23 protein-coding genes are annotated in these 22,743 nt (G+C 62.2%); 5 read left to right on the top strand and 18 right to left on the bottom strand.

Features of this window, described 5'->3' with window-relative positions; genetic code table 11:
- Nucleotides 1-18 precede the first annotated feature (18 nt).
- The gene (locus B2V17_RS02735; RefSeq protein WP_292994918.1) at nucleotides 19-900 is read left to right on the top strand and encodes a DMT family transporter; all 882 of its coding nucleotides are present in this window, start codon (nucleotides 19-21) and stop codon (nucleotides 898-900) included.
- An 11-nt stretch (nucleotides 901-911) separates the two neighbouring features.
- Here the strand turns inward: B2V17_RS02735 and B2V17_RS02730 are convergent, their stop codons facing one another.
- A complete protein-coding gene (locus B2V17_RS02730) occupies nucleotides 912-1,085 on the bottom strand; it encodes a Flp family type IVb pilin (RefSeq protein WP_292994916.1) in 174 nt (57 codons plus the stop codon).
- 207 nt (nucleotides 1,086-1,292) lie between these two features.
- Here B2V17_RS02730 and B2V17_RS02725 point away from each other — a divergent pair, with 207 nt between their 5' ends.
- A complete protein-coding gene (locus B2V17_RS02725; protein ID WP_292994914.1) occupies nucleotides 1,293-1,721 on the top strand; it encodes a hypothetical protein in 429 nt (142 codons plus the stop codon).
- A gap of 3 nt (nucleotides 1,722-1,724) precedes the next feature.
- On the opposite strand, the gene ligA is transcribed toward B2V17_RS02725, so the two are convergent.
- The 10 genes from ligA to B2V17_RS02675 all read right to left on the bottom strand — a co-directional run bounded on the left by ligA (nucleotide 1,725) and on the right by B2V17_RS02675 (nucleotide 14,380).
- Complete coding sequence (ligA, locus tag B2V17_RS02720; protein ID WP_292994912.1) at nucleotides 1,725-3,848, bottom strand: NAD-dependent DNA ligase LigA; 2,124 nt, start codon at nucleotides 3,846-3,848, stop codon at nucleotides 1,725-1,727.
- A 9-nt stretch (nucleotides 3,849-3,857) separates the two neighbouring features.
- Nucleotides 3,858-4,550 (bottom strand): GNAT family N-acetyltransferase, encoded by a 693-nt coding sequence (locus B2V17_RS02715; RefSeq protein WP_292994910.1) that lies wholly within the window; start codon nucleotides 4,548-4,550, stop codon nucleotides 3,858-3,860.
- The gene (locus B2V17_RS02710) at nucleotides 4,543-5,112 is read right to left on the bottom strand and encodes a hypothetical protein (protein ID WP_292994908.1); all 570 of its coding nucleotides are present in this window, start codon (nucleotides 5,110-5,112) and stop codon (nucleotides 4,543-4,545) included. Before B2V17_RS02710 ends, B2V17_RS02715 begins: the two co-directional genes overlap by 8 nt.
- The gene (locus B2V17_RS02705; protein ID WP_292994906.1) at nucleotides 5,112-5,759 is read right to left on the bottom strand and encodes a hypothetical protein; all 648 of its coding nucleotides are present in this window, start codon (nucleotides 5,757-5,759) and stop codon (nucleotides 5,112-5,114) included. Before B2V17_RS02705 ends, B2V17_RS02710 begins: the two co-directional genes overlap by 1 nt.
- 68 nt (nucleotides 5,760-5,827) lie before the next feature.
- Complete coding sequence (gene recN, locus B2V17_RS02700) at nucleotides 5,828-7,492, bottom strand: DNA repair protein RecN (protein WP_292994904.1); 1,665 nt, start codon at nucleotides 7,490-7,492, stop codon at nucleotides 5,828-5,830.
- Between the two features lie 36 nt (nucleotides 7,493-7,528).
- Nucleotides 7,529-7,972: an RrF2 family transcriptional regulator gene (locus B2V17_RS02695; RefSeq protein ID WP_292994902.1), complete on the bottom strand. Its 444-nt coding sequence runs from the start codon at nucleotides 7,970-7,972 to the stop codon at nucleotides 7,529-7,531.
- A gap of 57 nt (nucleotides 7,973-8,029) precedes the next feature.
- Nucleotides 8,030-8,536 (bottom strand): type II CAAX prenyl endopeptidase Rce1 family protein, encoded by a 507-nt coding sequence (locus tag B2V17_RS02690; protein ID WP_292994900.1) that lies wholly within the window; start codon nucleotides 8,534-8,536, stop codon nucleotides 8,030-8,032.
- 19 nt (nucleotides 8,537-8,555) lie between these two features.
- Nucleotides 8,556-9,353, bottom strand: a complete 798-nt coding sequence (locus B2V17_RS02685) for an outer membrane protein assembly factor BamD (protein ID WP_292994898.1) — start codon at nucleotides 9,351-9,353, stop codon at nucleotides 8,556-8,558.
- A gap of 464 nt (nucleotides 9,354-9,817) precedes the next feature.
- A complete protein-coding gene (locus B2V17_RS02680) occupies nucleotides 9,818-14,140 on the bottom strand; it encodes an RHS repeat domain-containing protein (protein WP_292994896.1) in 4,323 nt (1,440 codons plus the stop codon).
- A gap of 54 nt (nucleotides 14,141-14,194) precedes the next feature.
- Nucleotides 14,195-14,380 carry a hypothetical protein gene (locus B2V17_RS02675; RefSeq protein WP_292994894.1) on the bottom strand — a complete coding sequence of 62 codons (186 nt, stop codon included), beginning with the start codon at nucleotides 14,378-14,380 and terminating at the stop codon, nucleotides 14,195-14,197.
- Between the two features lie 504 nt (nucleotides 14,381-14,884).
- Here B2V17_RS02675 and B2V17_RS02670 point away from each other — a divergent pair.
- Nucleotides 14,885-15,598 carry a hypothetical protein gene (locus tag B2V17_RS02670; protein WP_292994892.1) on the top strand — a complete coding sequence of 238 codons (714 nt, stop codon included), beginning with the start codon at nucleotides 14,885-14,887 and terminating at the stop codon, nucleotides 15,596-15,598.
- A 75-nt stretch (nucleotides 15,599-15,673) separates the two neighbouring features.
- Here the strand turns inward: B2V17_RS02670 and B2V17_RS02665 are convergent, their stop codons facing one another.
- Nucleotides 15,674-17,620 (bottom strand): lipoxygenase family protein, encoded by a 1,947-nt coding sequence (locus B2V17_RS02665; RefSeq protein WP_292994890.1) that lies wholly within the window; start codon nucleotides 17,618-17,620, stop codon nucleotides 15,674-15,676.
- Nucleotides 17,621-17,779: 159 nt separating this feature from the next.
- Here B2V17_RS02665 and B2V17_RS02660 point away from each other — a divergent pair, with 159 nt between their 5' ends.
- Complete coding sequence (locus tag B2V17_RS02660; protein ID WP_292994888.1) at nucleotides 17,780-18,925, top strand: GGDEF domain-containing protein; 1,146 nt, start codon at nucleotides 17,780-17,782, stop codon at nucleotides 18,923-18,925.
- A gap of 101 nt (nucleotides 18,926-19,026) precedes the next feature.
- Here B2V17_RS02660 and B2V17_RS02655 read toward each other — a convergent pair whose 3' ends face one another.
- Complete coding sequence (locus B2V17_RS02655) at nucleotides 19,027-19,293, bottom strand: hypothetical protein (protein ID WP_292994886.1); 267 nt, start codon at nucleotides 19,291-19,293, stop codon at nucleotides 19,027-19,029.
- Nucleotides 19,294-19,311: 18 nt separating this feature from the next.
- On the opposite strand from B2V17_RS02655, the gene B2V17_RS02650 reads away from it, so the two are divergent.
- Nucleotides 19,312-19,605 carry a hypothetical protein gene (locus B2V17_RS02650; RefSeq protein WP_292994884.1) on the top strand — a complete coding sequence of 98 codons (294 nt, stop codon included), beginning with the start codon at nucleotides 19,312-19,314 and terminating at the stop codon, nucleotides 19,603-19,605.
- A gap of 77 nt (nucleotides 19,606-19,682) precedes the next feature.
- Here the strand turns inward: B2V17_RS02650 and B2V17_RS02645 are convergent, their stop codons facing one another.
- The 5 genes from B2V17_RS02645 to B2V17_RS02625 all read right to left on the bottom strand — a co-directional run bounded on the left by B2V17_RS02645 (nucleotide 19,683) and on the right by B2V17_RS02625 (nucleotide 22,688).
- Nucleotides 19,683-20,231: a Pycsar system effector family protein gene (locus B2V17_RS02645; RefSeq protein WP_292994882.1), complete on the bottom strand. Its 549-nt coding sequence runs from the start codon at nucleotides 20,229-20,231 to the stop codon at nucleotides 19,683-19,685.
- 17 nt (nucleotides 20,232-20,248) lie between these two features.
- Nucleotides 20,249-20,827: an adenylate/guanylate cyclase domain-containing protein gene (locus tag B2V17_RS02640; RefSeq protein ID WP_292994880.1), complete on the bottom strand. Its 579-nt coding sequence runs from the start codon at nucleotides 20,825-20,827 to the stop codon at nucleotides 20,249-20,251.
- 177 nt (nucleotides 20,828-21,004) lie between these two features.
- A complete protein-coding gene (locus tag B2V17_RS02635; protein WP_292994878.1) occupies nucleotides 21,005-21,958 on the bottom strand; it encodes an adenylate/guanylate cyclase domain-containing protein in 954 nt (317 codons plus the stop codon).
- A gap of 163 nt (nucleotides 21,959-22,121) precedes the next feature.
- Complete coding sequence (locus B2V17_RS02630) at nucleotides 22,122-22,337, bottom strand: hypothetical protein (protein WP_292994876.1); 216 nt, start codon at nucleotides 22,335-22,337, stop codon at nucleotides 22,122-22,124.
- Nucleotides 22,338-22,373: 36 nt separating this feature from the next.
- The gene (locus B2V17_RS02625) at nucleotides 22,374-22,688 is read right to left on the bottom strand and encodes a DUF6481 family protein (protein WP_292994874.1); all 315 of its coding nucleotides are present in this window, start codon (nucleotides 22,686-22,688) and stop codon (nucleotides 22,374-22,376) included.
- Nucleotides 22,689-22,743: the final 55 nt, after the last annotated feature.

Raw genomic sequence — 22,743 nt, 5'->3', positions numbered from 1 at the left:
GCTTTGGGGCGGTGCAATTTGAACCTTCGCGATTTCCTGCTGCTGGTCGCGATCTGCCTGGTCTGGGCAGTCAACAATGTGGTCAGCAAGATCGTGGTGACCGATTGGCACGTTCCGCCGCTGTTCTATGCCGGGCTGCGCTTTGCGATCGTGCTCTTCGCCACCCTGCCCTGGCTGCGACCGATGCCGCGTCCGGCCTGGCGAATTCTGGTGGTTGGCCTGCTGATGGGCGGCGGATCCTTTGCCCTGCTGTTCGTTGGCCTGCAAACCGTTACACCTTCCGAAGCCGCAATTGTTAGTCAGGCCGGGGTGCCGATCACCACGCTGCTGTCGATCCTGATGCTGGGCGAACGGATCCGCTGGCGCCGCGCGCTGGGAATCACCCTGACCCTGATCGGGGTGCTTCTGGTGGTGTGGCAGCCTGGCTTTGCGATTTCGGCCGGCATGCTGCTGATACTGGCGGCTGCCTTTTCCGGCAGTCTTGGCGCGGTTTTGATGAAGCAGATGGAGGCGATCGACCCGTTGCGCTTTCAGGCTTGGGTCGGGCTGACCGGCATGGTCCTGCTGATGCCGCTCAGTATCGCGAGCGAACTGCCGCAATGGAGCCACGCCGCGGCGGCGGGCTGGTCCTTCGTGATTGCCTTGCTGTTTTCGGCGCTGGTGGTTTCGGTGTTGGCCCACACTGCTTATTTCGTGCTGATCCAGCGCTACGAGGCAAACCTGCTCGCCCCGCTAACCCTGATCACTCCACTGGCCACGATTGGCCTGGGGGTGGCAATTACCGGAGACCAGCTCGACACGCAAATGATCGCCGGATCTGCAATTGCGTTGCTGGGGGTGCTGATTGTCGCGGTCCGCCGCACCCGCGCCCCGATTCCAGAAGCGCAGGAGCACAGCTGATCTGGCCCGCCCTACGGGGTGGCGTCGGCCACCTTTTGCGCGGTATCCTGATAGCTTGACTGGACGCCTGTACCCAGCCCGATGACCGTACCAAGAACAGCTATCGTTACCAGGCCAAGAACCAAACCAAGTTCAACCGCAGCGGCACCTCGGTTGTCGGTTAGAAAATGTTTCCGGAATTTCATGGTCCTCAACCTTCGTCAAATGCATGGATCGAACCTGGGCATAGCTGAGATTGGTAAATTCCTGCTTTCGGCGCATGGTAAACGAAGTCTTGCGGCAGGCAGACTCCGTCCCCGACAGCTTGCCTTGCCAGAGTGTTGCAGGCCCGTCAGAGCGCGTTAGGCCGCTCAAACAATTGCCAGCGGCGCGGCATGCGCTAAACCCAAGGCATGAAGTCTCTTCGCCTTTCCGCATTTGCGATCGCCGCCATTGCTTCGGTTGCCCAAGCCAAACCCGCCGGGGAAGAACGCTGGCGCGCCGCCTCGACCACGGCGATCTCAATCACCGGTGATATCCGGCTTTCCCCCTCGCGGCTGATCGCAGCCGGGCAAACCATTGCGGTAACCGTCGCGGCAGACCTTCCCGCCTATCAAAGCATCACCGGGGTGTTCCCGGCCCGGGTTCTCAAGGTGACGAGCCCGCGCCGCGTCAAGATGCTGCGCGGCAACGAATTCGGCTGCAATGCCCCGGTCCGCTGGATCGTGGTCTATCGCCAGGGAGCCCGCAACAGTCTGGGCATGGAAGTATTCGAAGGCCCGGCCATGCCGCGCTCCAGCGATGATCAAGGCTTTTGCGGGAGCTACAGCTACTATCGCTGAGCCCTAGCCCGCTGCCTTGACGATGGCGGCCCAGGCGGCCTCGTCAATCACTTCGATCCCCAGTTCCGCGGCTTTCTTGAGCTTTGACCCCGCCCCCGGCCCGGCCACGACCAGATCGGTCTTGGCGCTGACCGATCCCGCCGCACGCGCGCCCAGTCGCTCGGCCTGGGCCTTGGCCTCGTCGCGGCTCATCGTCTCGAGCGCGCCGGTGAAGACCACGGTCTTACCCGCCATCGCGCTGTCCTTGGTTTCGACCACATAGGGCGGCGGGGTCACTTCGGAGAGCAGGTCTTCCCAGACAGCAATGTTGTGCGGTTCGTGGAAGAAATCGCCCAGCGCCTCGACCACGGCAGGACCGACGCCATCGATGCTGGTCAAGGCTTCGGCCTCTCCGCTGGTCGATGCATGGCGCAATTCTTCCAGCGTCACAAACCGCTTGAGCAGATCGCGCGCCGTCACCGCGCCGACATGGCGAATCCCCAGCCCGAACAGCAACCGCGCGGCATCGGGCGCGCGCTTGGCCTCGATCGCGGCGAGGAGATTGTCGACCGACTTTTCCTTCCACCCCTCGCGCCCCAGGATTTCGCTGCGCCGCTTGCGCAGGCGGAAGATGTCCGCCGGACTTTCCAGCCAGCCCAATGCAAAAAACTCGTCGATGGTCTTCTCACCCAGCCCCTCGATATCAAGGGCGGCGCGGCTGACGAAGTGCTTGAGCCGCTCGGTCCGCTGCGCCGGGCAGATCAGCCCGCCGGTGCAGCGAACATCGACCTCGCCTTCCTCGGCGACGGCCTCGCTCTGGCACTCAGGGCAATGGTCGGGGAAGTGATAGGGATCGCGCGGGCTTTCGCGGGTCAGGTTCTCGACCACTTGCGGGATCACGTCGCCGGCGCGCTGGATCACCACCCGGTCGCCGGGGCGCACACCGAGCCGGGCGATCTCGTCGCGATTGTGCAGCGTGACGTTGGAGACCACCACTCCGCCCACCGTAACCGGGGTCAGCCGGCCCACCGGTGTCAGCTTGCCGGTGCGGCCAACCTGGATGTCGATCGCCTCCAGCGTGGTCTCGGCGCGCTCAGCCGGGAACTTGTGCGCGATCGCCCAGCGCGGGGCCTTGGCGACGAAGCCCAGCCGCTCCTGCCAGTCGAGCCGGTCGACCTTGTAGACCACTCCGTCGATATCGAACGGCAGCTCGGCGCGGGCGTGCTCGATGCTGCGGTAATGCTGCAGCAATTGTGCAGCATCGCTGCAGCGCGCCAGCAGTGGCGAGACCGGGATTCCCCAGGCTGCGATCCGCTGCATCATCGCGAACTGGGTCGCTTCGGGCACCGCCGATGCTGCACCCCAGCCATGGGCTAGGAAACGCAGCGGACGGCTGGCGGTAACGCCCGGATCCTTCTGTCGCAGCGAGCCCGCCGCAGCATTGCGCGGGTTGGCGAAGATCTTGCCACCGGCGGCCTCCTGCCGGGCGTTGAGCTCGGCGAAGTCCTGCTTCGACATGTAAACTTCACCGCGCACTTCGAACACGTCGGGAATCCCCCCCTCCCCTTGAGGGGAGGGGGTCGGGGGGTGGGGACAGTCGGCCAGATGCCCCATCCCAACCCCTCCCCTGAAGGGGAGGGGCTTAAGAACTTGCGGAATATCGGCGATGGTTGCGACATTTGCCGTCACATCCTCGCCCACCTGTCCGTCACCGCGGGTCGCCGCGCGGACCAGCTGGCCATGTTCATAGCGCAGCGAGCACGACAGCCCGTCGATCTTGTCCTCGGCAGTCATCGCCACTTCGGCGTCCTCAGGCAGGTTGAGATAGCGCCGCACCCGTGCGACAAAATCCTCGACGTCGGCATCCGAAAACGCGTTGTCGAGGCTCATCATCCGAACCTCGTGCGTCACCTTCGACAAAGGCGATGCCGCCACCTCATGCCCGACCAGCCGGCTTGGGCTATCATCCCGCACCAGATGCGGAAACGCCGCCTCGATCGCCGCATTGCGGCGGACCAGGGCGTCGTAGTCGGCGTCGGATATCTCCGGCGCGTCCTCGGCATGGTACAGCCGGTTGTGATGCGCGATCTGACGCGCCAGCCGCATCAGCTCGTTGGCGGCTTCGGCTTCTGAAAGGTCGATTCCCATGATGCTGTCTTAGCCGCGCTCCAGAACCGTCACCACCATGTTCCGCCGTGCCACAAAACCAAGCGATTCATAAAGCCCGATCGCCTTGGTATTGCCGGCATACGAGTGGAGAAACGGCGTCCGTCCGACGGCGACGATATCGGCCATGACCCGGCGGATCAGCACACCGGCCAGCCCTTGCCCGCGATACTCGGGCCAGGTGCAAACCCCGGAGACTTCCTGCAAGCCCTCCGCCGGACGCATCCGCGGGCCGGCCATCGCGGCCAAGCGCTCATCCCTCCGGATGCCGTAGAACTGCCCGTATAGCCGGGTGCGCTCGCTCCACGGGCCCGGCTCTGTCGCGAGCGCCAGCTCGGTCATCGCGGCCGCGTCATCGCTGCCCAGCGGCTCGGACGGCGCATCGTCGAGCTGAATTGGCACAGGGTTTTGCGCCACCATCTGCAACAGCGGCGCGGTCCGGACATGGCGCATGCCGGGCGGCGCGGACCATTCCTCCGGCTCGACCAGCCAGACCTGCTCCCCCGGCTGGACCAGCGCAGCCAGCGCGGCTTGTGCCGCATCGGATCTATCACGCGCTGCGGCGAAGGGGCCATAGCCCGGATCGATCCGGACCGCCCCACCCCCGTCCCGCGCCAACGCAGCGCCGGGGCCGGTCAACCAGTGCCAGACCGGGCGATCGAGCAGGTCATACCGATCAGCCACCCTTCATCGCCGCGATCATTTCGGGATCGGTCAGTGCCTTGCGCACCAGCAGTGCATAAAGCCCGTTGTAGTTGCGGAACGCATCGGGGATGGCCAGCGCGCCGATGAAGTCGGACTTCCAGCTGGTCTCGACCCGGTAGGGCTTGGAGAACACTGCCTTGCCGCCGCGCGAGAGGGTCAGTGTCGCGCCCAGCGCGGCGGTTCCTCTGGCCATGTTCTCCTTTGCCTGGCTCTCGGTCAGTTCGCCCGAGAGGGCCAGCGGCGCTGAAGGATCAAGCTTGCCTGCAGCGCGTAGTTCGGTGGCAAAGGTCTCACCCAGGAAGGCGGCAAAGCTGCTGCCTTTGGCCGGGTGCAGGGTCGATCCGCGAATGTTGATACTGCGCGGATCGAGGCCTTTCGCGGTGGTGAAGGAACCAAGTCCCAGTGCCGGAATCTGAGCCTGACGCAACGCCTGCAGCGTCTCGAGCGAAGCCGGAACCTCGTCGATCGGCATGCTGACGCAGCCGGCCAGCGCCAGCGCGGAACCCAGCACTAGCGCCCAGCCCTTCGCGGCTGTGCCCATCAGCGCGGGAAGGCCGGATCGGCGAACAGGTTGTTGAGCCCGCGCGCCATCACCTGGCGCACCAGTTCGCGCACCGCGAGGTCTGCCTTCTTGTACTGCACGCCCGGGATCGTGGTCTGGTCGACCTTGCCGATCGAGGTGGTGAGCTTGTGGTGGACCACCGTCTTGATCGGGGTGGCGCCCGGTGCGGGGACATATTCGAAGGTCACCACATAGAGGTCCTCGACCACGGTGCCGCCAAACAGGCCAAAGCTGAGCCCGGTCTTGAACCCGTCGGCCTTGGCCTTCTTCAGCGCCTCGGGATCGACTACGTTGTTGAACTTGATGCTCAGCACCGCGCCACCCTCAACCGGGGTTTCGGCGACCGAGGAAAAGCCGCCGCTGGCCTTCAGATCTTCCAGGATGAACGGCTTGGTGAACTTGGTCGCCTTGGGATTGGGGCCGCCATCACGCTGGAATTCATAGAGGATCTGCAGCGGCTTGGGCGCGGCCGGAACAACCTTTTCCTCAGGCTTCACCGCCAGCGCCGTGCCATCGACATAGAACTTGGCCGCCTTGACCGCCTGCGGCGCGGCCAGCAACACAGCGGCGCAAAGCGCCATGGCCCAGGTCCAGGCCGATGCGGAAAACCTGCGATTCAGAAACATGGTGCGACGCCCCCATTGGAAAACACAATGGCATTGGCTAACCGGATATTGCAAGGCCTTCAAGGCCTTCAGACCCCCTCCAGCAACCGGTCCGCCTGGGCCCGCGCCTCGGGGGTCACTTCAGCGCCGCTGAGCATCCTGGCGATTTCCTCCTGCCGTCCGGCGGCATCGAGCAGGTGAACCGAGGTGCGGGTGACGGTGCCCTCGCTGGTCTTGGCGATCACGTAGTGCTGCCCGCCGCGCGCGGCGACCTGGGGGCTGTGGGTGACGGCGAGCAATTGCCCGCCATCAGCCAGCCGGGCCAGCCGTTCGCCGATGGCCGAAGCCACCGCGCCGCCGACCCCGCGATCGATCTCGTCGAAGATCACCGTCGCCGCCCCGCCCTCTTCGGCCAGCGCGACCTTGAGCGCGAGGATGAAGCGCGACAGTTCGCCGCCGCTGGCGATCTTGTTGAGCGGCCCGAACGGCGCGCCGGGGTTGGTACTGATCTGGAATTCGACCGCGTCGATCCCCGACGGGCCCCAGCGCTCCTCGCCCTGCGGCTCGACCGAAGTGCGGAACCGCGCGGCATCGAGTTTGAGCGGTGCAAGCTCTGCCGCCACTGCCGTATCGAGCCGCAATGCGGCTTCCTGGCGCAGCGCGGACAATGCCTCGGCCCGTGCACGGTAGTCGGCCGCCGCCGCCAAGGCCGCCGCTTCCAGCGCGGCCAGTTCCGCCTCGCCGCCCTCGATCCCGTCGAGCGCGGCGCGCATCTCGCGCATCTTGTGCGGCAGATCGTCGACCTGGCAGTGGTGCTTGCGCGCGGCGGCGCGCAGTTCGAACAGCCGGGTCTCGATCCGGTCGAGCGCGGCGGGGTCGTGGGCCAGCGCCTCGGCCGCGCGCTCCAGCTTCTCTTCGGCCTCGCTCGCCTCGATCACCGCGCGGTCAAGCGCGCCGAGCGCTTCGGCCAGCAACGGGTGTTCCTCGGCGATCCGGTCCAGCCGTCGGGCCGCGCTGCGCAGGCTTGCCAGCGCCGAATCCGATCCGGCCCACAGCTTGCGCAGCGCCTCCAGATCGTCGGTCAGCTTTTCGCCTTTCTGCATTGTGCTGCGGGCCTGGGCGAGCTGCTCCTCCTCCCCCACTTCGGGTTCGAGCGTGGTCAGTTCGGCCAGATGGGCGAGCAGCAGGTCGCGGTCTTCGGCCGCTTGCACGATCCCGGCCCGCGCCGCGTCAAGCGCGTCCTGCGCCGCGCGCCAGGCCTGCCAGGCCGCTTCCACCCCGGCCACATCGGCGCGCGCGAACCGGTCCAGCAGCAGGCGGTGCCCGCGCGGATTGACCAGGCCGCGATCGTCATGCTGGCCGTGCAGCTCGACCAGATGGCCGGAAAGTTCGCGCAGCAAGGCCGCGCCGACCGGCTGGTCATTGATGAAAGCCTTCGATCCGCCATCGGCCTTGACCCGGCGCTTGATCAGCAACGGCTCGCCCGGTTCCACATCCAGCTCGGCCTCGGTCAGGATCGACCGGATCGACATCGGTAGCTTGTCGAATTCGAAGCTGGCGGTGACGCTGGCCTGATCCTCGCCGGCCCGGACCAGCCCGCTATCGGCGCGCGCGCCCAGCGCCAGCCCCAGGGCATCGAGCAGGATCGACTTGCCTGCCCCGGTCTCGCCGGTCAGCACACCAAGACCCCCGGCGAAATCGAGGTCGAGCGCTTCGATCAGAACGATATTGCGGATGGCGAGGCGGGTCAGCATGTTCGCGACTCGTTCTAGACAAGCCGCACGGCTTCGTCACCCCTCACCGTCACCGGCAAAGCTGGGTTCTAGCTTGATCGGATCGGCCAGCGTGACCTGATCGAGCATCGCCGCCATCTCATCCCGCAAGGTCAGCATCAGCCCGCGCAGCCGGCACTCCGCCTCGGGCAGGCAATTGTTGCAATGTTCGTGCGCATTGCGGCTGGCGCAAGGGACCAGTGCCAGGCTGCCGCGGGTCAGCCGGATGATGTCGCCATATCGGATATCAACCGGGGCCAGTGCCAGTTCATATCCGCCCTCGCGCCCGCGGTGCGATACCACCAGCCCGGCGCGGACCATTTCCGAAAGGATCACGGTAAGGAATTTGCGCGGAATGTTCTGCGCCTCGGCAACCGCGTCCAGCCGGACCGGCCCTTGCCCGACCTTGTCGGCCAGGTGCTGAAGCGCGCGGATCGTATAGCGGGTTTTCTGCGAGAGCATGGGTGCCAGCTATAGAGCACGCCGCTGAACGAAATGTCAACTTGGGGAGTAGAAAGGCTAGAGCAGGCGCAGAAGCAGCGGATCGAGCAGCAAGTGTACGGCCCCATGCCCCAGCATCGCGCTGGCCAGTCCGTGCCGCCAGTAAAGCCAACCCCAGATGCAGCCGACCAGCCAGAACCGCAGCGCCCCCCACGGCGGCAGTTCCAGCACCAGCGCGTGGACATTGGCGAATTGCGCCAGCACGATCGCGGCGATCATCCACTTCGGACCGGCGCTTTTGCCCCACAGCGTGGGCAGCGCGGCCAGTGCGGTGGTCAGCAGCAGGCGGTAGAGCAGCTCCTCCTTCAGCGCGCCGAGGCACGAGGAGAGCATGCGCGGATAGAGCGGCGCGGTGTAGAACTGGCGGTAGCCCTCGGGCAGCGCGGCGGCGAATGCCAGATCAAGCGCGGCGACGAACAGGCTGACGCCGATAACCGCGCCCAACGCGGCGCGCAGCGCGGCGTTCAGGTCATCGGGAAACAGCCGCAGCCCGGCGGGCAGGCTCAGCCGGCTTGCCCGTGCCACGACCCCTGCCCCGGCCGGCCTACTTGGAGGCAACCCCGGGGGCATGCTTGCCCATCAGCTTGTAGGCCTTGTCGTACCACTCGCTGCCCGGATAGTTCGCGCCCAGCACCGCGGCATATTTCAGCGCTTCTTCGGGCATGCCCAGCTGCAGGCTGGTTTCGACCAGACGGAACAGCGCCTCGGGCGCGTGGCTGGTGGTCTCGTACTTGTCGATCACGTTGCGGAAGCGATAGGACGCGGCGAGCCAGCGGCCCGATCGCTCATAGAACCGGCCGATCTGCATTTCCTTGCCGGCCAGATGATCGTTCACCAGGTCGATCTTGATCTTGGCATCGGCGGCATAGCGGGTGTTGGGATAGCGGCGGATCACCTCGTTCAGCGCGGTCAGCGCCTGCTGGGTGATCTTCTGGTCGCGGTCCACATCGCTGATCTGCTCGTAATAGCACAGCGCGATCAGGTAATAGGCATAGGGTGCGTCGCGGTTGCCCGGATGGATCGAGAGGAACCGCTGGGCCGACTGGATCGACTTGGTGTAATCCTTGGCGACGTAATAGCTGAACGAGCTCATCAGCTGGGCGCGGCGGGCCCACGGCGAATAAGGATGCTGGCGCTCAACCTCGTCAAACAGCGCGGCGGCGATCAGGGTATTGCCGCCATCCAGCTTGTCCTTGGCCGCGCCGTAGAGCGTCTCCACATCGCGCGCGACAAAGGCCGTATCGCGCGGCTTCCCCCCACGCCCGCCGCACCCGGCAGTGAACAGCATGGCCGTGGAAGCGACGGCAAGAAGGGCGAGCTTGGCAGGGGAGCGGGCTAACATGGTGCAGGCCTATAACCAGTGCCAAGCTGAACGCCAAGTGAAAGGGGACGGGGTGTGCACAACGGGGTTTGGGTGTGGGGGGGCCGTCCCCGCGCTGGGTGACATGATGCGCCACGCCGGGAAGCGCAGTCCGGGCTGGCCTTGCCATCGGAGTTTGGTGCTATGGTGGCGGCGGTGCGTCAATTTAGTATACTGTGCCAGGAATTCCTGTCACTTCAGCCCCGCATTGCTGGTTTTCTTATTTATAAATGGGAACGCAAACAAAATAACGCACATAAACATCAACACCAAGCAAATAATTCTAGTAGACATATCCTTATGCTTAAATAAGCATAGTACAAATACCGGAAAGCTAACACACATAATTAACCAATAATTTAAATATATTTCGTAATCAAGCATGACTCCTATTATATAGACCGTCATCAGGGCTGCAATCCAAAATGAATAGATTTCATCAAATTTCATTTTTTATTACCACAAATGCCAGAATTTGTTAGGGTTACGTTTATTGGGTCAAATGAAACACCGCCCAAGGCTAAGGGATTTAGCCGCCAAGATTTCAGACCACGTAGTGGTCCGCCAGAAGCACCTGGTGAGAGCTCGCCACTACCTAACGATCGACCTCGGTTGCTGGTTATTGAAGTCCTCCCCCAACTCCTTCCAAATGCGCCAACTGAAGCGACAGAAATATCCAAACCACCCTGCAAAGCGTTGGGCCCTCCGCTTATCGTGCCATTGAGCTGATAGTTTCCAGTAAATGTTCCAATGGTATAGCCATTTCTCGAAGAGAAACTCCATTGCTGTCCAGTCGCAGGGTTTGTCAAGGTGCCGCTTATTTGCCCAAATGGGGATGCGGGTATAAGAAATAGCTCGGCATCGATCTTCAGGTTCGGCGCACTATCAGAGCAAGGATCGCTAGTTGAATTGGTTGTTCGACTACGGCCTCCACTTCCTCCCGCACCTCCCCGCGATTCTGCCCAAGCCATCCGCCTCATTTCAGCTGCATTTGAACCTCCGCCTGAACTTGAGCATTCAATCGACGAGTTCAATATGTGGATTTGCCCAGGAACCACAGTGCCGTTTGAAAGCCACATATGCTGATGATATGTGATCGTCTGTGAGCAAGTGGTCATCCCGCTCGGATCGGTCGCATTAACCGGATCCGACCCAACGTAGTTATACAGGTTCATCCCATCCCCATACCCGATCGGGTCGGTCTGCATGAACCGGCCGAGGGAGGGGGAGTACATCCGCGCCTTGTAGTAATACATGCCGAGTTCGGACAGCCAGGCCTGGCCGGTATAGCGGAACCGCCCTGCCCCGCCGCTTTGCGGGATGCCGTATTCGTCATAACGGTTGACGCTGAGCATCGCACCCGATCCGTCCGAGACGGCGATAACGCTACCACGTTCATCCGCGTGGAGCCAGCGGCGGTCGGCGGTGGTGGCGCTTTCGTACCACACCACCGGTTCGTCCGTGCCCGGCCCGGGGACATAGCGCCGCAGCACCGCGCCGCTTGGACCATCGGTTTCCTGGATCAGCGCCGAGCCTGCATAGGCAAAGCGCAAATTGCCGCCACTGGAATTGTACTTGCTCATCCTCCCCAGCTGATCATAGCCCATGGTGATGCCCGGCGCGGATATCATCCGGTTGAGTTTGTCATAGCCATAGGCACTGCTGCCCGAGGTGATCAGGTTACCGCGTCCGTCATAGCCGAGCCCGGTCGCCCCGGCCACGGTCATCTGGTTGAGCCCGTTGACCGTGTAATCGCGGTTGACGTTGTAATGCGCGCTCCAGGCATAGCTGTCATTGCTGCGCGTCTGCCCAGTGATCTGCCCGGTCGGGTTGTAGGTGATCGATCCGATCGTGTGGTCATCGGCCGTTCCGGCCAAATTCTGCTCGATCGAAGCCAGCCGCCTGGCCGGATCGAAAGTGTAATTGGTCACCGTGCCATTGCCGCGGGTGACCTTGGTGCGCTGGCCCAGATTGTCATACTCATAGCTGGCCAGCAGGCCCAGCCCCGACAGCGCTCCGTTTTCGCGGATCTGGGTGACGTTGCCGGCATTGTCATAGACATAGTCGACAAAGAACCCGTCAGCCCAGGTCAGCCGCGACATTCGCCCGCCGGCATCGTAGTTGTAGCTGGCCGAACCGAATGGCTGGCTCTCGCTCTTGAGCTGGCCCACCGCGTTGACGGTACGGCTTACCGAACCGGTGCCTCCGACAGTCTGTAACAAGGTCAGGTCGCCGACCAGGTTGTACTGCAGCGTCTGCTGCGCCTCGCCCGACGGGGTGTAGGCGGTCAGCCGGCCCAGGTTGTCATAGCTGTTGGCGATCGTGCTGCCATCGCGCAGCCGCTTCACGGTTACAGCGGAATTGGCGTTGTAGGTCAGTTCCTCATAGTCCGTGGTCGAACTGGCATTGGCTCCCTGCGCAACGACCGGGAAACGGGTCTTCTTCAACCGGTCATGCCCATCGTATTCATAGGTGGTCAGATTGCCCTCGCCGTCCTTGACGTTCTGGACCTGGCCATTGGCGGTATAGCTGGTCGTTTCGGTCGCCACAGCACTGGTCCCGAGCGCGGTGGTTACGCCCGTAACCTCATCGGCGGCGTTGTAGGCGGTCTTGCTGATCCGGTCCGGCCCATCCGGACCAGTGGTCTGCGGCAGGCAGGCATCGGTCTGGCTATTCCAGACCGCCGAATCCATCCGCACGGCCACGCAATCGGGACGGCCCTGGGCATCGTAATTCTGCTGAACCACGGCATAGGTGGTCCCGCCTACCTTGTTCTCGGCCCGGATTGGCCGGCCGTTTGCATCATAGGTGGTCACGGATTCCGCGATCGGGGTGAAGGCGGCAAAGGCCGCATCCGTTTGATCGGCGACGTTCCCGGTTTCAACCTTCGTCAACTGCCCGGCGGTGTTATAGGTGGTGCGCTGGGCAACCGGCGGCTGCCCCGCCCCGGCGACGCCATCGGGGTCGGGACCCACTTTGCCGACCTGACGGCCCAAGGCATCGTAATGCATCGTCACGCGGTCCTGCGTGCCAGGCAAGGGGCCGTCGATCGATTTGACATTGCCAAGGACATCGAAGGTCTGGCTGGTCGTCAGGCTGACCGAATTGTCGCCCGCCGCGACTGTCTGGCTGACCGGGAACAGGTTGTTCGCCGTTCCCGCAACCTGCGGCCCATAGTCAATCGTGGTCTTGCGCTCGTTCGCCGTCCCGGCGCAGCTGGCCCCGCTCAGACATTGTGAGATTGCAGTCGGCAAATAGGTGCTTTGACCGGATGCACCGATCGATCCGGCGGCGTTCTTGAAATAGGCCTGTCTGGTCGAATAGGTCACCCGGGTCTGCGGGCGGACACCGGCGCTGTCGGCCGGCGCGGTCACCGTCACCACTCCGCCGTGAACCGGGTCATAGACATAGTCAGTCTGGTTATTCAGCGCATCGCGGGTCCAGTTGGGCTTGTTGCACTTCACCGCCACCAGGCAGCTCGCGTCGTAGTTTGCGGTTACCGTGATGGCCGCCTCGCCCGTGCCCGGTTTGGGGTTCCAGGTCTGCTGGATCACGTTCCCGCGCGCATCGTAAGTCACAACCAGATTGTTGCCCTCGGGATAGGTGATCGAATTGATCCGGGCGGCGCTATCGGATCCGTAGAGCGTGGTCCGATTGAGTTCGTCCTTGACGCTTGTGACTCGCTGCTTGGTGGTATCCGTCACATAGACAACCTGTGCGCCGCCCGGCTTGGTGATCGTGGTCGTCATGTTCGGAGCCGCGTAGGACCAGGCATACTGCCAGGTCAGCCCATCGATCGTGACCCCCGAAACGCGGCCATCGGTGCCGTAGGTGACGATGTAGTTGTCGCTCGTTTGCCCCGGCAGACGGAGCGAGCCGAACTTGTTTGTTTTGGCTTGCGGATACTTGTATGTCGTAGTCCGGTTCATGTTGTCGGTTGCGGTCACCGCGTAGTCATAGCCGTTCCCCACCCAGACTCCTGCAGTGGCCAGAGTGACCTCGGGCCAGGCTTGGGTTAATCCTGTGCAGGTATCTTCTGCAGGATTGCAGTAATCGACGGCTGTATTGACCATCTGCAACCCGGTGATGTTGCGGAAACCAGCGCTGTTTGCAGCCTGGGTCTCGTACTTGAACTTGGCGACATAGCCATTTGACGATGAAAGGCCCTGCAGCCGGACAAAGCTGGTCCACCCCAGCATTGCATCTCCACTATAGTACTTGTATTTCAGAGAGATAATTTCACCATTTGCGTAGGTGATCGAATTCCCCAGGGCCAGATAGCCCTTGGTGCCATAGTTGATATCGTCAGCAATTGGATCTACTTGCGACCGGTCAAACTGAATGATCGATCCATCTCGATCGGTGAAGGTGTAGGTCGTTCCACTTCCCGACAGTGTTTCACCGGTCTGCTGGACGTTGGTGTAAGTCGATCCGCTGATGTTAAAGGCCAAGGATCGCTTGCCGACTATCACCAAGACCTGGCTGGCTCCATTCGACTTGATGGCAAGCTTCCAGGTGTGAACTTGGCTGTACGTACGGACATCTACGCCGGCCGACAGTGCAGAATTTCCGCTCCCGACCGTCAAGGTATGACGCGGCACCGTCACCGCCCCAGTCGCGAGGTTAACCCCCCGCTCATCGACAGCCTCGCGCACTGGCGGATCTGCGCTTTGAGCGAAAGCAGGCAAGGCTATCCCGGTCGCCAGCACGGTCGAAAGGCACAGCAGGGCACGGCGCACCGCGCGGGCGCGTGAAAGGGTTCCGGTCATTGTGGGGTCCGTTGATTAGAGCGGTAGTTTTGGCTGGCGAGCACTGCCGCCGGTTTACGGCGGCGGGCTGCTGTTCGGCGATCCGGTCGTCGTCGTGTTCTTGCGATTGTCCGCCTTGTCGTGCGTATAGGTTGTCTGCACGCCATTGTTGACGGTCCCCGACCGGACGACCTTTACCAGCCGCCCCTTGGCGTCATAGGTGTAGGTTACTGTCTCTGCAGCGTGCAATACTGCAGGCATCAGACAAGCGACGGCACCCGCCGCCAAAAGGGCTGACCTCAAGGCACGATACTCCCGAAGAGTTCAAATGTAATGCTTGCGACTCGGAAATGGTGAAGCAGCGGATGCCGCAAGTCAATACTCTGTTATTGTGGAATATTCTTTTTTCTGCAGTGACGGCGAGCCATCCGATGAAACAGGCGGAATTCAGCCATTTTGGATCAGTATCGATCCGTAGCTTCATAGTCCTGGACGGCAGGTCAGCCGCCCGTTTCGCAAATGCGACATTCGTTGACCTCCAAGCCAAGCCCGCTGGGATGATCCGGTCTCGCGGTTGGCAAACTGCAACAGCAATCCACGCGAACTGAACTTGGAATTTTGTGAAAATCAGCGCCTGCAGTTCGTTCCGCGCAGCAGACACAGATCCAGCCTTCACTCAAAAATCCCGCATATTGTGCAACTTGCGATCGTTCGATATGCAAAGCGCAGGCCAGCCTGCAGTTGGCCATTCCGAGAGGGGGTTTCATGAAGAAGTTTGCCTTGGGCGTGGCTGCGGTCGCGCTCGTATCTTCGTCCGTGTCCGCGCAGGATGCCGCCGCGCCTGCCGCCGCAACCCAGCCCGCCGTGGTTGAAGTGCCGGCCCCTGCCGCAGCACCGCAGAACCTCTCGCTGGCGGCCGGAACGCCGATTACTTTGGCCGTGGCCGAAGAAGTCAGCAGCAGCACTCACAGGGCCGGCAATACATTCAAGCTGACCGTGCTGAATGACGTTTCGGTCGGCTCGACCGTGGTGATCCCGCGCGGCACCCCGGCCAGTGCCGTGATTACCTGGCGCACCGGCAAGGGCGCATTCGGCAAGTCGGGCAAGCTGGAATTCGACCTGACGCATATCGACCTTGGCGGGCGCGCTGTCCCGGTCAAGGGCAGCTTCCGCCAGGAAGGCGAAGGCAACACGGTGGCGACCGGCGTTGGCGTGATCGCGATCGGGATCTTTGCCGGCTTCATCACCGGCAAGCGGGCACGCCTGCCGCAGGGCCGCGAACTGATGTCGCAGCTGGCTCAGGAAACCCCTTTCACCGCCGACGGCGAGCTCTTGGCCGAATTCGACGATAAGGCCGCGCTGGCCGCTGCCGAAGCCAAGACCCCCTATGGTCAGTGCAAGGCGACCGCCGGTGCCGAAAGCAATCCCAAGAAGCGCGAAAAGAGGCTGGAAGATTGCCAGAAGGAACGGATGGACTGATCGCCCCGCCCAAAGGTGTGACAAGGCCCCTGTCCGCCCGGTTAGCCGGTGGACGGGGGCCTTTTCGTTTCGGCTTCAGATGTTGATGCTGGTCGGGATCTGGCTTGGCAGCAGGTAGGGATAGCTCGCGCGGCGCGCTCCGTTGCGCGCCGCGATCCGCTGTTCGACCTTGAACAGCGCCTCCTGAAAGTGCGTCAGCGGACCTTCGCTGCCAGTCACCCGAGGATCGGTGAACCACGCCGGAAAGGGATAGTCGCGGCTGAGATAGGTGCCGAGCGGGCGATAATGGATCGATCCAAGCAGGTAGAGCACTTCAAGCTGTTTCAGCGCCAGATCGGTGGGCGGCATGTAGCTCAGCCATTCCTGCCGGTCGTGGCCATGGCGCTCCAGCGGCTCGGCCTGCCAGCCGGCCCCGGTCACCGCCGGGGCGAACTCCATGATCGTCGCCTGCGGAAAGTTGACTGCGGCGTGCTGGGCGCTGGCGGTGAACAGGATCATCGTGCAGCTGTCGATCAGCTGATGCACGGTCTCGATCGGGCCGAAGCCCTTGACCTGCCCTTCCCCGACAATCGTCGCGGCCCAGGCCTGCAGCTCGCTGTCGCCGGTCACCGCATTGTCGCCGGAATAGTACAGCCCGACATAGCCCTGGACCCATTCGTGGATCGCCTGCCAGACCAGCAGGGCATCGTCGCGATAGGGATAGTCGGGCAGCTTGCTCGCATCGCCAACCCCGCGCGCCTTGAGATCATTGGGCAGCATCGCGCGGGTGAAATCGAACGTAGCCCGCGCATCGGCAGCCATCTGCTGGCTGGAAGCGATCGTCCCGCCAAAGATCCGGTCGATCGGCCCGCCGGCGGTGATCAGGCTGGTCGCGGCTTCGTAGTTGATGAACAGCGTGCCTTCGAAATGCGGCACCAGCAGCGCGCACAGCGGGTGGACTTCGGCAAGGTGGCGGCGGGTCGAGACGGCGACCGCCTCGATCACCAGATGGGTGTGGGCAAGGTGCGCGAACAGCTCGTGCCAGTTGCCGTCGGCGACCTGGACGATCAGCTTGGCGATATCCCAGCCCCATTGCTCGTCGCTGCGGACCGAAGGAGTGAAGAGCGGGTGCTCAGCCGGGTCCTGCCCGCACTGGATCGCGACCGGGACCAGGCTGGACCCGCCCGGCGGCACCGCGAACAGCGCGATCGGGCAATAGACGAACTTGGCCTGCCCGTCGGTCGATCCGGGGATCAGCACCGACAGCGCCGCGTAGTCGAGCAGGTAGAGCCGCCCGTCGGCCAGGGCATCGCTCAGGCTATCCCCGGCGACGATCGCGGCATAAGCCGCCGCGTTGAGCGGGAACTTGGCCGGCAACGCGTCGACCACCCTCGCCAGCAGCATCGGATTGGGACCAGCGACCCGCAGCCGGGCGAATTCGGCATCGTCCTGAAAGCACCAGGCGATCCCCGGCAGCGGAATCTCGCGGAACAGGTCGCGGTAAGCCTCAAGGCTGCGGGGAAAGCCGGAGCCGAGGTCCGCCTCGCTCGCCACGCCCAGTTCGAGCGCGGCGCAGAGCTTGCGCGAATGGTTCTCGAACCGCGCCGCCAGCGCTTCTTCGCCCAGCGAGAGCACTTCCATCTCGACGTCCTCGACCAGCCGCGTCCAGAAGGTCCCGCCGCTTGTATTGTGGGCGATCTTGGCCTGGATCGCGGTGACCTCGGCCTTGATCTCGGCCACCAGGGCCTGGTTCACGGCGATCTCCCCCGCCTCGACCAGCGGATCGCGGGCCAGGGCTTCCAGCTGGACGGCGATGTGGTTCTCGACCAGCTTGACCAGGATCCCGGCCAGCATCACCCACCAGCTCAGCGTCGGGGTTTCGGATCCGGGCAGGCCCTGGACCACCGGCACGTCGGGCAAGGTGCCGACCGTGCCCCATTGGTAGTCGAGCCGGGTCAGGTCGAGCTGGATGGCACGCGCGGCCTGCTGCTCGGGAGTGTCGTTCTGCGGCAGGCTGGGATTAGCGGGTGCGGTATGCGGCATGAAGGGCCCTTCGAAATTCGCGTCTATTCAGCATGACGACTATCGCCGCATTTTTAACAATTACAAGTCTTCCGCATTTTTACTTACTGATCAAATAGAACGCTGAAATACGCGTGCGGTTTAACTGATGTTTCAGGGTTTGCCCCTAGCCCTGTTGCCGTGACCAAGGTGGGGGCAGCGATCCGGGGGTTCCTCAACCCCTATGTTCCGGAGGAAATCCGGGACGAGTTCCTGTTGCTGTCCGCCGGGCAGCTGCAGGAACAGTCGAAGCTGCTGTTCCTTGCCTTCCTGCTGACCACGCCCTGCGCCGCGCTGGCCGCCGCGCCCGACGCGAGCCTGTGGGTGCGCTTTGTCGTTCCCGCGGCGATGGCGCTGTTCTGCCTCGCCGGCTACCTCAACCTGCGCCGTGACCTGCGGCTGACGGTGAGCCCGCGCCGCGCCCGCGCCTTCCTGCGCCAGGCGACGGTCTCGTCCAGCCTGATCGCGACGATGTGCTCGGCCTGGTGCGTCTATTCGTGGCTCGGCGCGCCGCCGGACGAGCGGATCTATTACCCGATGATCATAGCATTGGGCGCCTTCAGCACCGCCTATTGCGTCGCCAGCGCGCGGCTCGGCGCGATCCTCAACCTGGTGATCAACCTCGTGCCGATGGCGGCGCTGCTGTTCACCTCGGGCCAGCGGATGGACCTCGCGGTCGGGGTCAGCCTGCTGGTCGCGGCGCTGTTCCAGCTGCACATGATCCACAAGCAGCAGACCAATGTGATCCGCCTGCTCAGCCTGCAGCGCCAGAGCCGCAACCTGGCAATCACCGACCCGCTGACCGGCCTGCTCAACCGCCGCGCGCTGCTCGACACCGCGACCGAGCTGGGCGCGCAGGGCCCGATCCGGCTGCTGCTGATCGATATCGACCACTTCAAGGCGATCAACGACGCCCACGGCCACGACCAGGGCGACGAGGTGCTGCGCGAGGTCGCCACCCGGCTTGCGATCAAGGCTGACCTGCTCGGCTCGGTCGCGCGGATCGGGGGCGAGGAGTTCGCGATCATCGGCATGGCCCAGGACCTGCCCGAAGCGCTCGCGCTCGTGCTGCTCCACGATCTGCGCACCGCCGCGATGCCGCACGCCGCGCAGGTGACGATCTCGATCGGGCTGGCCGACGGCCCGGTCGCCGACGAACCCGCCTGGCGCGAGCTTTACCGCCGCGCCGACCGCGCGCTCTACGAAGCCAAGCAGACCGGCCGCAACCGCGCGGTCAGCTTCGCCAATCTGGCCGAAGCGCCGGACGACAAGGTCGCCGCGGCCTGAGGGCGCCGCCCTCCCCGTCCCCCGTCAGACCAGCCGCCATGATGGCTTGACCGAGGCGCGCCGGCGCCAGTTCAACGAGGCGCTGGCCGATACCGGCAGCGTCAAGGCCGTCCTTCGGCAAGCTCAGGACGATCGGAGGGTGCGCTACCTCCGCTCACCCTGAGCTTGTCGAAGGGGCCCCCACCCGGTTCAGCGCCGATGGCCGCGTCCTCGTCCGCCAGAACACGGTCGGCGATCCGCTCAAGGCGACCGAACTCAGCCGCCTCAAGAAGCAGTGGCGCAAGGAATGGGAAGCCGAACGCGCGGCCGAGCGCCACGATCCCCAGGCCACGGCCGAGGCGCTCAACGACCGGATCGAGCGGATCCACAAGAGCTGGCTCGCCAAGATGAGCCCCCGCACCCGCCGCCTGTACGACCTGTTCGAGCAAGCCAAGGACATCGACCGCCAACGCCGCGCCCGCCACCAGCTGCTCCGCCTGCCCAAGGACTGGACCGGCTCGCTCTGGGCCGAAGGCGAAAGCCACCCGCTGGGCGGCGTGGCCGACGAGAATTACCGCGCCGAGACGCTGGGGACGGTCGCGGAGGAGCAAACGGAGCACGCGCACCATGCGGCGAAGCTGGCGCGGCGGGGGAAGAGGAAGGGGAAGGATGGTGGGAGTGAGGAGGTGCGGGAGGGGTGAATTTAGGAGAACTTCGCGACCCTATCCGCACCACTGCTAGAAAACACGGGATGAAGCAGGGTTGCAATTGACAGGTTCTAAGATCGACAACTCTTGGGATTCTTAGATACGACATCCGCTGAGGCAATAGATGGCGATATGAAAACCAGTAGAATGACAGACGATAATCCAATCCAGATAGCGCGTCTTAACACAACATATTTAGACCAGCAAATTTGCGCCAACGTGTAACAATGATCCAATCTTGCTGCAGTAAGCTGACTTTCAGAGCATTCAGCAACCTTCTGTCGGTATGCGAGTCCGCTCGGGAGATTTTTTACCGCCCCGAAAAATATTATTCCCTCTGCACCTTTTGGGAGTCTCGGCATAACGACCCAAATTGAATGGAAAGCAGTGAGAACCAAGCCCGCAATCGCAATGCTTCCAACGATGGACCTTTCTGACGTCCAATCTGCTGTAATTAAATCTAAAAACTTCTGATTGGAAAGCATGTAAGCGAAAATCGCAGAGGATAGGCCGAAGACTGCGGCGGCTTTAGTATCAGCAAGTGCAACGTAGTGCCTGAGATAACTCTCTTCGAAACTTGCGAAATCTGTCTGCCAACGAGGAAATTCGTTTTCCGTCATATACTGTCCTAACGTACCTATATTGGTCGAACCCATCGCCCATCAAACAGGTAAAGTGGGTACGGCGAACCGTCGGGATATGTCCAACCTGTCTGCGAAGTTGCAGTACGAACGTGGCTCTGCAGCCATTCTCGGGGGAGGCCGCCAAGCATCTCTTGTCCAATCATTAGGTCGCCAGAATTTGCAAACCTAAGCATCTTCGAGGTTCGGTTTGCTGTAGCCCCTACAGCGACGATATGATTGAACCTTTGTGCCGCACCCATTCGAGCAATCGTAACAAAGCCAAAATCGATGCAAATGCGAAACGCCAATGGGGAAGCATTGCTCGCAGAAATAGCAGGATTGATGAAATTCTCAGCAGCATAGAACATCGTCATGGCGCAAGCTACAGCGCGCTTCCGCGGGTCTCCCGGCCCCGATCGTCGACTAAAATATGCCATCACGCCATCACCGGTATTCTTTTCTACAGAACCACCATAGTCTTCTATAATTCGAACAATCTCACCAAAGAAAAACGAAAGGCATCGTACGGTGACCTCTTGCTCCCCCTCAGTTTCGGAAGGTCGCGAAGTGAAGTCCGATATGTCGAGAAACATAACTGCAGCTTCTAATCGCCTACCCCTCCCAATAGGCAAGTTGGCTGGATCCGGGATCAAAAATCCTTTTGCAATGGTCCGTTCTTGAGCTTGTATTCTCCGACGAAGCAGTTCGATGCGACGACTTTGCACGTGATGATATACGGAACTTAGTCGATCAAGGTCATTGACTGGCATCTAGCGAACCTCAAAGACCTGATAACCTGGGATTCCCACGCACTGATCGTCAAAATCCACGGCGTAGGAGCGCTCAAGCCATTGAACATGGCCGATCCGATAGAGATCATATCCAACCCGGAATGAATCGGGCGCGCAACTCTGTTCTATTTTTACCGCTCGGTTTAGCGCATCACTGGTTACTTCCAGTGTTCGGAACCCTGTGAGAGGAACATTAATCGCACGAATTTGTGCTGGTCCGAAATCCGCTCCGATGCGTACTGACAACTTAGGGAAGCCCTCACCTTCTAGGGCCGGATTCACAGCACCGTGCAGCACATGAAGAAGCGATCCGCCTAGGTCAAACGCGCTGTCGGCAAGGACGTTGAAGCTCGGCAAGTCCAATAACGCAATGAAACCGTCGCCTGTGGTCTTAAGTATAGACCCTTGAAATTGCCCGACTGTTGCGCCGAGCTCCTGCATCAATATGCGATGTGATGCTTCAAACCCCTCTGGATGTGCCTGCCGCAAGGCGGTCGAACCGCAAATATCGACCGATACGAATGCGACATTTTTTTCTTCTTCTAACTCTAGCTCTCGATGCTCTCTACCTGATTGTCGCGGCCGAATGTAAGCTCCATCGCGCAACTCGCTCGCAACAGCAGCCTGCCGTTCACTGGCATATTCTTCAATGGAATCGACAGTGCGCTCCGAAGCAAAAACTGGAAGACCAGATGCACCGCTCACAAAATCATTGAGATTAAAGACCGTCTGAAAGTACTTGTCGAGAAACCAATTCCCTTCTTCCTCGCGGTCAATTTTCTGATAGCGCCGAGGGTCTGGTGTCAGCACCATTCGAACCAACCCAGACTCGTCGTCAATTGCAACCACTTCTCGGGTCAGATCGAGCCTAAAATGTTCTTGCGCCCGCCTGGGCGGGCGATCTTTGCGCGTTTGGTCAGGGTCATCGCTCATCGCAAAATGACTCGATTTTTGCTTAGGTCAGTTGACCGTCCAATGGAGCTATGTATGGCTAATTTCATTTACTGCAAAGTGCAAGTTACGAAGGGAAAATGGATCGGTGATCAATTCGCGGTGCACATTTGAATTAGGATAACAGCATATCAATTGTCACGCGCTACAGCTCCCCCGCCTGCAGTTCCGCCGCATCAATCCGTACCGGCTTACCCTCACGTACCACCACAATACCCGTATCGGTCTGGATCGCGACATTGCACGCCAGCGCTACCGCGCGGCGCATGGCGGCCAGCGATCCGCGCAGATCGGGGTCTTTGGCTTTCCATATTTCTTTGGGCTTCATGGCCAGTGCCGCGAATCCCAGCTTTGCGCGCACTGTTCGGCCGGCTTTGAACGTACTCTATGCGAACCCTCACCCCTTCCGCTTCTTCCGCGCCGCGTAGCGTTCATCGCGCGCGGCTTTGAGTTCTGCTTCGGTGGGGCCGGTCGGCTCTGGCGGGGCGGCGGCGGCGGCGAGTTTGTCGGCTTTGGCCTGGGCCTGCGCGGCCTTGGCGGCGGCGCGCTTTTCGGCGGCGGCCTGTTCGCGCGCGGCGGCGGCGGCCTGGCGCTTGGCTACTTCGGCGGGATCGGGAGCGGGCTTGGCGGCGAGCTTGGCTAGCGCCTTGGCGCGGGCCTGCTGGGCGAGCGCGGTGCGTTCCTGGAAGCTGGGTTCTTTGTACGAGGCCATGGTGGGGTGATTCTCTTTGTGGTTGTCTGGATGGTGTGCGGGGGGCCGTAACACG

The sequence above is a fragment of the Novosphingobium sp. UBA6272 genome (assembly GCF_002440635.1).
GTDB lineage: Bacteria > Pseudomonadota > Alphaproteobacteria > Sphingomonadales > Sphingomonadaceae > Novosphingobium.
Note: the sequence above shows the minus strand (reverse complement) of the source record. Positions and strands in the feature narration are given on the sequence as shown.